Source organism: Streptosporangium sp. H13245, assembly GCF_055690525.1.
Map to the genome: position 1 here is coordinate 176,377 of NZ_JBSZKT010000004.1, position 12,621 is coordinate 188,997.

Genomic DNA, 12,621 nt, shown 5'->3' on the forward strand with positions numbered 1-12,621 from the left:
AGGGCACCGGTGAACCGGGACGCGCTGGCCCGCGCGCGGGCGCTGCTCTTCGTACCCGGCCATCGCCCCGAACGGTTCGAGAAGGCGGCGCGGGCCGCCGGTGACGCGATCGTCATCGACCTTGAGGACGCCGTCGCCCCCGAGGACAAGGACCCGGCGCGCGGCAACGTCCGCCGGTGGCTGGAGGCCGGTGGGGAGGCGGTCGTACGGATCAACGGGCGCGGGACCCCGTGGCATGACGCCGACGTCGAGCTGGTCGGCCGGTACCGCTGCGGCGTCATGCTCCCCAAGGCCGAGAGTCCCGGGGACATCGCCGCCCTGACCGACCGGCTGCCCCACGGCAACGGCGTCATCCCGCTGGTGGAGACGGCCAACGGCGTCCTCGGGGCGAGAGGGCTGTGCGCGGCCCCGGGGGTGGTACGGCCCGCCTTCGGCAGCGTGGACCTCGCCGCCCAGCTGGGCGTCGACCCCGGGGACCGCACCGCGCTGCTGCACGCTCGTTCGACGCTCGTCCTCGCCGCCGCGTCGGCGGGCGTGGCCGCGCCGCTGGACGGTGTCACCACGAGCGTCGGGGAGTACGCCACCGCGGTGGCCGACGCGGAACACGCGGCCCGTCTGGGGTTCACCGGCAAGCTGTGCGTCCACCCCCGGCAGGTCGAGCCGGTCCGCGCGGCGTTCGCGCCGTCGGCCGAGGTCCTGCGGTGGGCCGAGGCGGTGGTGGCCGCCGCCGGTGGCGGGGTGGGCACGCTGGACGGGCAGATGATCGACAAGCCCGTCGTCGAACGGGCCCGCAGGCTGCTGGACGGGTAGGGCCTGGGCCTGTTCGACGGACGAGGCCGTCGAGGGGACACCGCCCTACGGGTGAGGCCGTCGAGAAAGCCCTGGCCGCTCGACGGGTGAAGCCGTCGAGAAGGCCCCGACCGGTGAGACCGTCGAGAGGAGCCCGGCCCGACCGGTGAGACCCTTGAAAAGGCCCCGGCCGCCCGGCGGGTGAGGGGCTCTCGGGCGTGGGCTCCTCGCCGCGCCCTTCTGTCGGCGCTGGTTATGCTGACGGCAGGGACACGGCTATCAGGGGGCGCACATGGCTCGGCCCGGGGCGCGCGCGACCGTGCGCGACGTCGCGGCGGAGACGGGGCTGTCGATCGCCACCGTCTCGCGGGTCCTGAACGGGCAGGCCAACGTCGCCCCGCACACCCGTGAGCTGGTGTTACGGGCCATCGGCCGCCTCGGGGACCAGGCGCCCCGGCCGCGCGCCGGGCAGGAGGCGATGGGCGGAGGCACGATCTACGTCCGCTGCCCCTACCTGCTGACCGACTATTTCGGGCTCATCGTCTCCTCCGTCGGCGAGACCATCGAGCTGCACGGCGGGCAGATGGTCCTGAGTGTCGGGGAGTCGGCCCAGCACACCCCGGTGCTCCCCGGCCTGCCCGACCGCCCCGACATCGCGGGGGCGATCCTGATCCTCCCCCCGGAGCCGGGCGACGAGCTCGTACGGCTCCGTGACCGGCAGTTCCCCTTCGTGGTGATCGACCCCAGGACGCCCCCTCCCAAGGACATCGTGGCGGTGTCGGCCGCGCACTTCGCGGGCGCGCGCAAGCTGATGGCGCACGTGGTCGAGCTCGGTCACCGCCGGGTCGGCATCATCGGCGGCCCGGTGAAGTGGCTGCCCAGCGAGGCCAGGCTGGCGGGATACACCGCGTCGCTGGCCGACGCGGGTGTCCTGCCGTCGGCCGAGCTGCTGCGCAGCGTGCGGGAGCCCAACTCGGAGAACGGCTACCGCGCGGCCTGCGAGCTGCTGGACCTGCCGGAACGCCCGACGGCGCTGGTCGCGTTCAACGACAAGATGGCGGTCGGCGCGCTGTGGGCGGCGGCCGAGCGCGGCATGAACGTCCCCGGTGACCTGTCGGTCGCGGGTTTCGACGATCTCGACCTCGGCCGGGCGACCCTGCCGACGCTGACCACGGTGCGCCAGCCACTGCAGGAGATGGGCCGGATGGCGGTCACGCTGCTGATGCGGCTCCTCAACCGGCACACCCTGGAGGCTCTGCACGTCTCGCTGGGGACCGATGTGATCGTCCGCGGCTCCACCGGGCCCGTCTCCCGCTGAGCGGTTTTGTTTCATTTGTTTCACCGTTGGCTGGCTTCCTGATCGTCGCGTGAGGTGCATCGATCCAGGAGTTTCCAAGCCTTGACAACCGATTTCCACATGTGTTGTCCTGTCCTGCAACAGGAAAGTTTCTTACCTGTTACATCGGTTACAGCGACGGTTCCCGGGACGACGCGCGTGTCCCCGATTCGAACGGCCTGGGGCGTCGCGGGCCCAATCGCACCCCCCGAAAGGACCCCCTGCCGTGCTCCGACCATCTCGCCGGGCCCTCACCCTCGCCCTGGCCTGCGCCGCCGCCCTGTGGGCGACGGGCCCCGTCGCCGCCGCACCCGCCCTGGCCGCCAACGAACCGGTGAACATCTGGCTCACCACCACCTCCGACGCGGGCGGCCGGACCGTCACGCGGGGCCTTCAGCAGCAGTCCCCCATCGCCTTCGGGCCCGCCGGAGGCAGCGCCAACCACACCATCACCGTCAACGAGGGCACCACCTACCAGCAGTTCGAAGGCGGCGGGGCCTCGATCACCGACACCACCGCCTACCTGCTGCGCGGCGGCCCCATCAGCGCGGCCACCCGCGACGCGGTGATGCGCAGGCTCTTCCACCCCACCGACGGCATCGGCCTGTCGTTCGTCCGCAACCCGATCGGCGCCTCCGACCTCTCCAGGCCCGGCCACGTCTCCCTCGACGACACCTGCTGCGACCTCAACGACTTCGGCGCCAACGGGTACGACACCAACGTGCGCCTGCTCACCGCGCAGGCCAAGTCGCTCAACCCGGCACTGCGCGTCAAGGGCGTGCCGTGGAGCGCCCCCGGCTGGATGAAGGACAACGGCCGGATGGACCAGATGGGCTGGCTCAAGTTCGAGCACTACCCCACGTACGCCCAGTACATGGTCAAGTACATCCAGAGCTACCAGAACGCCGGTATCCCGGTTAACTACATCTCGGTGCAGAACGAGCCCAACTGCTGCCAGGCGGGCAACCCGACCGCGGCGAACTATCCGAGCATGAACTGGAACTCCTCCGGGCTGGCCGAGTTCACCAAGAACCACCTCTACCCGGCCCTCCGCGCCGCCGGTATCACGACCAAGGTGCTCGTCCACGACTGGAACTACGGCGACTACGCCGCGATGGGCGCCGGTGTGCTGAACGACGCGGCCGTGCGCAACGACCCCCTGTTCGGCGGCATCGCCTGGCACGGCTACGCCGGTGACCCGGCGGTCGGCACCCAGATCCACAACCAGTATCCGGCCGTACGCCAGTTCAGCACCGAGCACTCGGGCGGCACCTGGATCGGCAACCAGCACAACGAGGACCTCTCCGACATCGTCAACTACGCCCGCAACTGGAGCGGCAGCCTCGTCAAGTGGAGTCTCGCGCTGAACCAGAGCATGGGCCCGCACAACGGCGGCTGCGACGTCTGCACCGGACTGATCACCGTCCAGGAGGGCGGCCCCCGCGCCGGTCAGGTCGACAACACCATCGAGTACTACACGACCGGCCACCTCACGAAGTTCGTCAGGCCCGGCGCGTACCGGATCGACTCCACCGCCAACGGCACGATCCAGAACGTCGCCTGGCGCAACACCGACGGGTCCAAGGCCCTGATCGCGCACAACCGAGGCACCTCGGCCCAGTCCGTCCGGGTCAACTGGGGCGGCCAGTCCTTCGTGTACTCTTTGCCCGCCCGTACGACCGCCACCTTCACCTGGTCGGGGACGCCGAGCGGCAACCCGGGCAACCCCGGTGGCGGCGCCATCACCGGCCTGGGCGGCAAGTGCATGGACGTCGCGGGCGCGAGCAGCGCCGACGGCACCGCCGTCCAGCTCTACTCCTGCAACGGCAGCACCGCGCAGCAGTGGACCCGCCCCGGCGACGGCACGCTCCGCGTACTCGGCAAGTGCCTGGACGTCGTCAACAACGGCACGGCCAACGGCAGCCAGCTCCAGCTGTGGACGTGCTTCGGCGGCCCCAACCAGCAGTGGAGCTACAACCCCGCGACCAGGGACCTGGTGAACCCGGCCGCGAACAAGTGCGTGGACGTCACGGGTAACACCAGCGCCGACGGCACCCGCCTCCAGCTGTGGGGATGCACCGGTAGCGCGAACCAGAAGTGGACGGTGTCCTAACCGCAGCGTCCTAAGCATGACCTGATCGCGACGCCTTAACCACGGCGAGACACGGACGCGGACCCTCCGGACGAGGGTTCGCGTCCGTGGCTTTTCCTGGCTTTCCAGGACCTTCCGGGGCCCTCCGTACTCCGGATGTCACCGTGACGGCGTTCCCGTCGTGGCTCGTCGACGCCGTCCCTCTCCCCGGGCACCGGCCGTTCCCCCGGTGCGGCCGGTGGCCCGCGAGCCTTGACGTTAACTTGAAGCACCGGAGCGATTACCCACAGTGATTACGGTGCATGAGGTCACATGCCAATCAACCCTCAGCACCAACGGGAGCACCCCATCATGCACACCCGAACCACCGCGACGGCGCTGGCCGCCCTCGGCCTTCTCACCACCCTGGCCACCGTCGGCGCCACCACCACCTCCGCCGTCGCGGCCACCTCCGCCCCGGCCCCCTGCGCGCACGAGTATCTCGCGCTGCTGGACGCCGAGGACGCCCTCGCCAACGTCGACGCCCTCCCCGAGGTCAAGGCGGCCCACGCCGCCCTGATGAAGGCGAGCGCGGCCGCGGACGTCGACCAGCTTTCCCAGAAGATGGCCCTGCAGCAGCTCGGGGTCAAGGCGGCGACGCTGGACCCCGCCGCGAAGAAGATGGTGGACGCCTACAACGCCGCCGGGGCCAAGTACGTGCAGGTACGCGACGCGGCGCTCCTGAAGGTCGCGCCGAAGCGGCAGAACACCAGGGACAAGCTCAAGCAGTGCCTCATCGCCCACTCCTGAACCTGACCCTGTGAGACAGGCCGGAGTCCCCGATCACCGGGACGACATGCCTCCCGGTGATCGGGGACTCCGGCGGGGGCCGGTACGGAACCCGGCGGCGGGCAGCCCGAACCGGGCGAACGCCCCCGGTTCGCCGTCAGGCCCCTCTTCGATCCGGGGATGAGAACCCGGCGACCACCGGATGCCAGGCCGACGAGCTTCTCGTGGCCTGGCATCCGCCGTTTCCCACCCCGGCCAGAACGCGCGGGTCGTCAACGCCCACCCCGGCCAGAACGCGCGAGTTGCCAACGCCCGCCCCGGCCAGAACGCGCGGGTTGTCAACGGAAGTGCCACCCAGGTGTCTCTTTAGTGTGATTGACCTCTCCCCTGGGGCTTCGGAAACCGTGTCGCTCACCGAACTGTTCGCCGCGCACTATCAGCCGATGGTGCGCCTGGCCGGACTGCTCGGCGCCGACGACCCGGAGGACATCGCCCAGGAAGCGTTCGCCCGGCTGCACGCCCGCCGAGGCCGGTTGCGTGAGCACGGCGCGGCCGTCGGCTACGTGCGCTCGACCGTCTGCAACCTGACCCGCAACCGGCTACGACATCTCAGACTCGTACGGCAGCGGCCTCTCGACCCGTCCGGTGTCACCCTCGGTGGTGAGCACGCCGTCATCACGGCCGAGAGGCACGGCGAGTTGCTCGCGGCCCTCGGCCGCCTTCCCCGCCGCCAGCGCGAGGCCCTCGTCCTGCGCTACTGGCTTGACCTGTCAGAACAGGAGATCGCCGACACCATGGGCGTCAGCCCCGGATCCGTGAAGACCCACGCCAGCCGCGGCCTCGCCGCCCTGGGCAGGTCCCTGAAGGAGGAATCGTGAACCACGATCTGGAAGGCCGACTCCGCGAGGCGCTCGGCGAGCGCGCGAAGACCTTCGACGCGAGCCCGCAGGCGTGGTCGAAGGTTCAGGCCCGCGCCCGCGGGACCCGGCTGCGCCGGTGGACCGTCCTGACCTCGCTGCCCGTCCTGGCGGCCGCCTGCGCCGTCGCCCTGGTCGCCGGGCTGCCCGGTGGCGGGGACACCGACATCAGCGCGTCGGCGACGACGAACCCCGGCAAGGAGGTGGGGGCCAGTCTGATGAGGAAGTACCCCCCGGTGGGGAAGATCCTCTCCATCCCGCACCCCGAGTTCACCGACTCCATGATCAGGATCTGGTTCAGCGGATCCACCCCGGACCGCCTGCAGGTATGCAACGCGGCACAGAAGACGCCGACAGGCAGCAACGGGGCGTTCTGCACGCCCGTGGAACCGTGGCAGGACAAGCACTTCGCCCTGTACCTGAGCGGCACCGACAGCGCCATGCCCGCCCCGCCGGAAAGGATCTCCTACGGCCTGGCCAGGCCGGAGGTCGCCTCGGTGACCGCGACCACCGAGGACGGGCGCGAGTTCCCCGGCACCCTCCATCGCGAGGACAGCAGGCCCTGGCCCGTGTGGTCGGTCCTGTTCCCCGGGGACGCGCCCGTCACCGCCTTCGTCTTCACCGACGAGACGGGACGGGTCCTGCAACGGCTCCCCCGGAGGATCCCGCTGGAATGCGACGGCGACCGGGCTCCGGTCGGGGAGGGAATCCGGCTTCCCGGCGGGATAAGCGCCCACCTGCACGCGGAGAACTGCCTGGTCTTCTGGTACCGAGGCGACCAGGCCGGAACGAGCTTCGGCAACGAGGCGACCAGGGACAAGTCGCTGGGCGACCGGCTGGCCCACCAGAAGTGGCCCTCGGCCATCTGGGGCGGTCCCGGCCAGTCGGTGGGCGGTCTCTGGTACGGCTACGCGGTCAAGGGGACCCGCAAGGTCGAGCTACGGCTCAACGACGGCCGCCGGGTGTCCGCGAGTACCGTTCCCGACCTCTGGGACCAGGGTGTCCGGTTCTTCGGCGGCAAGCTCCCGAAGGGCGCCGACCCCAACCTCAACGGCGCCGTCTACATCGGCTACGACGCCGGCGGCGGCGAACTCTGGCGCCAGACACTGCCCAGCCACAAACGTTCCAGCCCGCCCCCCTCGCCACGATAACGACCGGTCGAGGACCGGCCGGTCCCCCCGCGACCGGCCGGTTTTCGAGCCCTCGTGACAGCGGAACCGTACGACCGTGAGAACCCGTGAAGACGATCGGCGCGTGTTCAGAGAAGACCCGCGTCACGCACCCTCATCGCGACGTGGACACGGTTGTCGGTCCCCAGCTTGGCGAAGATCCGGGTGATGTTCGCCTTCACGGTCGCGACGCTCAGGTGGAGACGTTCGGCGATCTCGGCGTTCGAGCTGCCCCTGGCCACCTCGATCGCGACCTCGCGCTCGCGGTCGGTGAGCCTGTCCAGGTCCCGTCGCGCCTCCGGGCTCCGCGGCTCGTGCCCGCCGGTGGCCGCGGTGATCACCTGGTGGGTGACACTCGGCGACAGCACCGGTTCGCCCCTCGCCACGGCGCGGATCGCCTCGATCATCTTCGGTGGCGGCGTGTCCTTCAGCAGGAAGCCGACGGCACCGAGCCGCAGGGCCCGGAGCACCGTGTCGTCGGCGTCGAAGGTGGTGAGCACCAGGATCCGGGGCGGGCCCGGCCGGGCCATCAGCAGTTCGGTGGTGGTCAGGCCGTCCTGGCCGGGCATCCGGATGTCCATCAGCACGACATCGGGCCTGAGGTCACGGATCACGTCCATGGCCTGCCTGCCGTCCCCCGCCTCACCGACGAGGTCCAGGTCGGGCTCGCCGCCCAGGATGAGCCGCAGCCCGGTCCGTACCATCGGGTCGTCGTCCACGATCACCAGCCGGATCACGGTGTCAGGCCTCCCACGGCAGCCGGGCGTCGAGGACGAAGCGTCCGTCCCGGACGGTATGGCTGATGGTGCCACCGGCCATCCGGGTCCGTTCGGCCAGGCCGACCAGCCCCAGCCTCCCGCCGGGACCCGCGGGCGCCCCGGGCGGCGCCGGGTTGCTCACCCGGATTCGCAGGCCGTCACCCGGCCGCCCGCCGAGCTCGGCCGTCACCCGGGTGCCCGGCGCGTGCTTGCGCGCGTTGGTCAGGGCCTCCTGCACGATCCGGTACGCGTGCCGGCCGGTCTGCGTCGGCAGGAGCTCCCGGTCGTCGACGGTGTCGTCCACCTCGACCCGCTGGCCCGCGGCGCGTACCTCGTCGAACAGGGCGCCCACGTGGGCCAGGGTCGGCTGCGGAGCCTCCGGGGCCTCGGGAGGGGCTTCGAGAACACCGTCGTGCCGGAGCGTACCGAGCACGGTGCGCAGTTCGTTCAGCGACTGGTGCGCGTTCTCCTGGATCGCCAGCGCGACCCCGCGGGTCTCCTCGGCGGTGAGGTCGGTGCGGTACGCCAGACCTCCGGCGAGCATCGACAGCAGGGAGATCCGGTGCGCCAGGACGTCGTGCATCTCATGGGCGATCTTGGCCCGTTCCGCCAGCTTGGCCCGCTCGATCCGCTGCAGCTGCTCGCGCTCCACGGCCAGTGCCGCCTCCCGCTGTGAGACGACCAGGTCACGGCGCCCGCGCAGGTACAGGCCGAAGACGGTCAGCCCGCCGAGGATGACGGTTCCGATCGCCACGGAGACGTAGGTCGCCAGGTTGACGCCGTGCCAGCTGGCGGCCACCACCAGGCACAGCCAGGACACGCCCCCGACCGGGACGATCTCGCGCCACCGGCGACGCGTCACCAGCGACACGTACGCGACCTGGGCGGGACCTGTCGCCGTGGTGGAGATGAGGGTGAACAGGGTCGTCACCAGCGCGATCTGCCACGGCAGGCGACGCCGCCAGTGCATCAGGACCAGCCCGGTCACGCCGAGCCCCACGTCGACCAGTGCCAATGCGAGCCGGTCGGGGTTCCTGGCGACGACCACGACCAGGATGACGCCGAAGAACAGCATCGGCGGCACGGCGCACAGGTAACGCAGCGCGACGCCCATCCGGTCGAGGGGCGGCTGGTTCTCCGTACGGTGGTCCACGCGCTCCAGCCTAGAGAGTGGTGGCCCGACGCCTTAGCGACCAGGGTCGACATCCGGGTGGCCGAAGGTCTAGAACCCCGGTGGCGGGCCTATACCCGCGTCCGGCGACCCTCGACCCGGGGCCGATGCCCCGCGGGCTCGTATCCGATGGACTGGGCAAATGATCGAATTCAGCCATGTCCACAAGGTCTACAAAGGGGTGAAGGCCCTCGACGACGTGTCCTTCGCCGTCGGGGCGGGAAGCGTCACCGGGTTCCTCGGGCCCAACGGCGCGGGAAAATCGACGGCCATGCGCGTCCTGGTCGGGCTCTCCCGCGCCACCTCGGGCTCGGCCACCGTACTGGGACGGCCGTACGCCGAGCTGGACTGCCCGGCTTCCCAGGTCGGCACGCTGCTCGACGCCGGTGCCCAGCATCCCGGCCGTACCGGGCGGGAGATCCTGACCCTGGGCGCGATGACGCTCGGCCTGCCGAGGTCGCGGGTCGGCGAGGTCCTCGATCTCGTCGGGCTGACCGGCCGCGAGGCCGGGCGGACCCTGGGCGGCTACTCGCTCGGGATGAGGCAGCGTCTCGGCATCGGCCACGCGCTCCTCGGCCGGCCCAGGGCGCTCGTCCTGGACGAGCCCGCCAACGGGCTGGACCCCCAGGGCATCCGGTGGATGCGCGAACTGCTCCGCGACCTCTCCGACGCGGGGTGTTCGGTGCTGCTCAGCTCGCACCTGCTGCACGAGGTGGAACGGGTCGCCGACCACATCGTGATGATCGGCCACGGCCGTGTCCTCGTCCAGGGCACCGTCGACGAGCTCAACCGGGGCCGGGGCCTCGAACAGACCTTCCTCGAACTGACCGCGAACGCCGATCGGAGCGTGGCATGACCGACATCCCCGCGACCAGGGGCACCACGAACGCCCCCGCCGTCCCCACCGTCTCCGCTGCCTCCGCTGCCTCCGCTGCCTCCGCGACCGACAACGTCAGGATCGCCGGGCCGGACATCCACCGGCCCCGGGCACCGATCCCGTTCCTCCGGCTGCTGTCGGTCGAGGCCCGCAAGCTCTTCGACACCCGCAGCGGCAAGATCGTGACCGCGGGCCTGGTCGTCCTGATCCTCGCGTCCATCATCGGCCGGGGTATCTTCTCCGGCCCGCAGCTGCAGACCCTGATCGGTACGGCCGGTATCGGGTTCGGGACCCTGTTCCCCGTGCTCGGCATCCTCACGGTGACCGGCGAATGGAGCCACCGCACCGCCCTGACCACGTTCGCGCTCGAACCCCGGCGCGGGCGGGTGCTGGCGGCCAAGTGCCTGCCGCCGCTGATCATGGCCGTGGCCGCCCCCCTGTTCGCAATGCTGGTCGCGGTGCCGGTGACGGCCGTCGTCGCCCACGTCCAGGACGTCCCGGCCACCTGGGAGATCGCGCCCCTCGCCCTGCTGGGCTGGACCGGGACGAACGTCCTCATCGTCGCGGCGGCGCTCGCCATGGGCATGCTGCTCCTGAACGCGCCGGCCGCGATCGTGATCTGCCTGTCGACCCCGCTCCTGTGGAGTGTCGTCAGCGGGCTCGGCACCACGGGCGCCTTTCTGGCCGACTGGCTCGATGTGAACTCGGCCACCATTCCCCTGGCGGCCGGTGAGATGACCGGTGGCGACGCCGCCCGGCTGGCCGTGTCGGCGACCCTCTGGATCGTCGTTCCCATGGCGGCGGGCGTGGCACGCGTGATCCGCAAGGAGGTGAACTGAAACGAGTCGCGGGCCCGCGTACGGACCCCTACCGGGTCACGATGTGGGGCGGCGGGCGCCGAAGGAGGCGCGGTAGGCCTGCGGAGTGGTTCCGGCGACGCGTTTGAAGCGTTCCCTGAAAGCGGTCGGCGAGCCGAACCCGGCCTGCGCGGCGATCCGCTCGACGCCGTGGTCGGTGTTCTCCAGCAGGTACTGCGCGCGGCGCACCCGGGCACGCAGCAGCCACTGCAGAGGGGTCGTACCGGTCTGCTCGCGGAAACGGCGGCTGAAGGTCCGCTCGCTCATCCCCGACCGGACGGCCATCCCCTCCAGGGTGAGGTCGTGGCCGAGGTTGTCCTCGATCCAGGCCAGCACCGGTTCCATGACCGACCCCCTCGGCACCGGTGGCCTCTCGTGCACGATGAACTGGGCCTGCCCGCCCTCGCGCTCCAGCGGCATGACGGACAGGCGGGCCGCGTCGGCCGCCACGGCGGAGCCGTGGTCGCCGCGGATCATGTGCAGGCACAGGTCCAGGCCCGCCGCGGCGCCCGCCGAGGTGAGGAACTGCCCGTTGTCGACGTACAGGACATCCGGCCGGACGTTCACCCGGGGGAAGCGCCCGGCCAGCTCGGTGGCGGCGGCCCAGTGCGTGGTCGCGGTCAGCCCGTCGAGCAGGCCGGTGGCGGCCAGGGTGAACGCCCCGGCGCAGATCGACGCGATCCGGGTGCCCTGCCCGGCCGCCAGGCGAAGCGCCTCCAACACCCGTGGCGGGGGCGGTCCCGCCTCTTCCGAGCAGCCGGGCACGACGATCGTGTCGGCCTCGGCCAGCGCCTCCAGACCCCACGGCACCCTGACGACGAACGCCTCGCTGCGCGCCTCCGGCTCGGGACCGCACACCCGGATCCGGTACGGCCCGCGCCCGTCGGGCAGCCGGGCCCGGCCGAAAACCTCGATCGGCACCGACAGGTCGAACGCCACCACATGATCCAGCGCCAGGATCGCCACCGTGTGCATGAACGCCACGATAGACACGATCCCGCCACTCGGTGTATGTGATCTCAGCTCTGTTTTCCCACCTCACCGGGCTGGCGGGAATTCGTTGGTCTTTGACGATCCAGCCACTGTGGCGGCGGCTCCTCCCTGCCTAGCGTGGGGCGAGCACAGGCAGCCACAGAAGGAGAGTCTCCGATGCTCGCGCAGTTCGTCCTGTTCGACGGGTTCGACCCCCTGGACGTCATCGCCCCCTACGAAGTGCTGGACACGGCCGGCATGCTCACCCACGGGGCGGTGAGCACGGAACTGGTGTCGGCCGAGGGAGCCCGCGAGGTCGTCGGCGGGATCGGAGGCGTGTCCCTGCGGGCCGTCACCGTGCTGGATCCGGTCCGCGCGGACCTGGTCGTCGTGCCCGGCGCGTACGGGAGGCTGCCCGGCGACGACGACGGCGACCTCACCGACGAGGAACGCGACAGGACCATCCCGGCCGTCCTGGGCCGTACCCTCGGCACCGATCTCCCCCGGCTGCTCGGCGAGGCCCTGCGCCGGGACGGGGTGACGGTGGCCACGGTCTGCGGCGGCTCGCTGATCCTGGCGATGGCCGGCCTGATCAAGGGCCGTCCGGCCACCACGCACCACATGGGCCTGGACCTGCTGGAGGCCACCGGCACCCTCCCGGTCGACGCCCGGATCGTCGACGACGGCGACCTGGTGAGCGGTGCCGGAGTCACCTCGGGTCTGGACCTGGGCCTGTACCTGGTGGAACGCGAACTCGGCCCGAGGGTCGCACGCGGCGTGGAGAAGCTGATCGCCCACGAACGGCGCGGCGTGGTCTGGCACGAACGCGGCCTGGTCCCGGCCACCTGACACCCACCGGCACCTCCGGTACGGGCGCCTGTCTCAGCGGCCCGGAAAGACCGACGGATGCCCGCC

The 12,621-nt window shown here is 71.2% G+C and carries 12 protein-coding genes; 9 read left to right on the forward strand and 3 right to left on the reverse strand.

Going from position 1 to position 12,621, the window contains the following annotated elements; translation table 11 throughout:
- Window positions 1-9: 9 nt before the first annotated feature.
- From ACW9TB_RS10580 to ACW9TB_RS10605, 6 genes are all read left to right on the forward strand, one after another.
- Window positions 10-810: an HpcH/HpaI aldolase/citrate lyase family protein gene (locus ACW9TB_RS10580; protein ID WP_472747786.1), complete on the forward strand. Its 801-nt coding sequence runs from the start codon at window positions 10-12 to the stop codon at window positions 808-810.
- A 271-nt stretch (window positions 811-1,081) separates the two neighbouring features.
- Window positions 1,082-2,107: a LacI family DNA-binding transcriptional regulator gene (locus ACW9TB_RS10585; protein ID WP_472747787.1), complete on the forward strand. Its 1,026-nt coding sequence runs from the start codon at window positions 1,082-1,084 to the stop codon at window positions 2,105-2,107.
- A gap of 244 nt (window positions 2,108-2,351) precedes the next feature.
- Window positions 2,352-4,238: a ricin-type beta-trefoil lectin domain protein gene (locus ACW9TB_RS10590; RefSeq protein ID WP_472747788.1), complete on the forward strand. Its 1,887-nt coding sequence runs from the start codon at window positions 2,352-2,354 to the stop codon at window positions 4,236-4,238.
- Window positions 4,239-4,568: 330 nt separating this feature from the next.
- Window positions 4,569-5,006 (forward strand): hypothetical protein, encoded by a 438-nt coding sequence (locus ACW9TB_RS10595; RefSeq protein WP_472747789.1) that lies wholly within the window; start codon window positions 4,569-4,571, stop codon window positions 5,004-5,006.
- Between the two features lie 383 nt (window positions 5,007-5,389).
- Complete coding sequence (locus ACW9TB_RS10600; protein ID WP_472747790.1) at window positions 5,390-5,863, forward strand: SigE family RNA polymerase sigma factor; 474 nt, start codon at window positions 5,390-5,392, stop codon at window positions 5,861-5,863.
- Window positions 5,860-7,053 (forward strand): hypothetical protein, encoded by a 1,194-nt coding sequence (locus ACW9TB_RS10605; RefSeq protein WP_472747791.1) that lies wholly within the window; start codon window positions 5,860-5,862, stop codon window positions 7,051-7,053. The genes ACW9TB_RS10600 and ACW9TB_RS10605 overlap by 4 nt, the downstream gene beginning before the upstream one ends.
- A 107-nt stretch (window positions 7,054-7,160) precedes the next feature.
- Here the strand turns inward: ACW9TB_RS10605 and ACW9TB_RS10610 are convergent, their stop codons facing one another.
- Window positions 7,161-7,808, reverse strand: a complete 648-nt coding sequence (locus ACW9TB_RS10610) for a response regulator (protein WP_472747792.1) — start codon at window positions 7,806-7,808, stop codon at window positions 7,161-7,163.
- A gap of 4 nt (window positions 7,809-7,812) precedes the next feature.
- On the reverse strand, window positions 7,813-8,982 hold the full coding sequence (locus tag ACW9TB_RS10615; RefSeq protein ID WP_472747793.1) for a sensor histidine kinase: 1,170 nt from the start codon (window positions 8,980-8,982) through the stop codon (window positions 7,813-7,815).
- A 160-nt stretch (window positions 8,983-9,142) separates the two neighbouring features.
- On the opposite strand from ACW9TB_RS10615, the gene ACW9TB_RS10620 reads away from it, so the two are divergent.
- Together ACW9TB_RS10620 and ACW9TB_RS10625 are read left to right on the forward strand one after the other, a co-directional pair.
- Window positions 9,143-9,856 carry an ABC transporter ATP-binding protein gene (locus tag ACW9TB_RS10620; RefSeq protein ID WP_472747794.1) on the forward strand — a complete coding sequence of 238 codons (714 nt, stop codon included), beginning with the start codon at window positions 9,143-9,145 and terminating at the stop codon, window positions 9,854-9,856.
- A complete protein-coding gene (locus ACW9TB_RS10625; RefSeq protein WP_472747795.1) occupies window positions 9,853-10,716 on the forward strand; it encodes a hypothetical protein in 864 nt (287 codons plus the stop codon). Before ACW9TB_RS10620 ends, ACW9TB_RS10625 begins: the two co-directional genes overlap by 4 nt.
- A gap of 36 nt (window positions 10,717-10,752) precedes the next feature.
- On the opposite strand, the gene ACW9TB_RS10630 is transcribed toward ACW9TB_RS10625, so the two are convergent.
- Window positions 10,753-11,709, reverse strand: a complete 957-nt coding sequence (locus ACW9TB_RS10630) for a GlxA family transcriptional regulator (protein WP_472747796.1) — start codon at window positions 11,707-11,709, stop codon at window positions 10,753-10,755.
- Window positions 11,710-11,883: 174 nt separating this feature from the next.
- Here ACW9TB_RS10630 and ACW9TB_RS10635 point away from each other — a divergent pair, with 174 nt between their 5' ends.
- Window positions 11,884-12,555: a DJ-1/PfpI family protein gene (locus tag ACW9TB_RS10635; RefSeq protein WP_472747797.1), complete on the forward strand. Its 672-nt coding sequence runs from the start codon at window positions 11,884-11,886 to the stop codon at window positions 12,553-12,555.
- The last annotated feature ends 66 nt before the right edge of the window (window positions 12,556-12,621 follow it).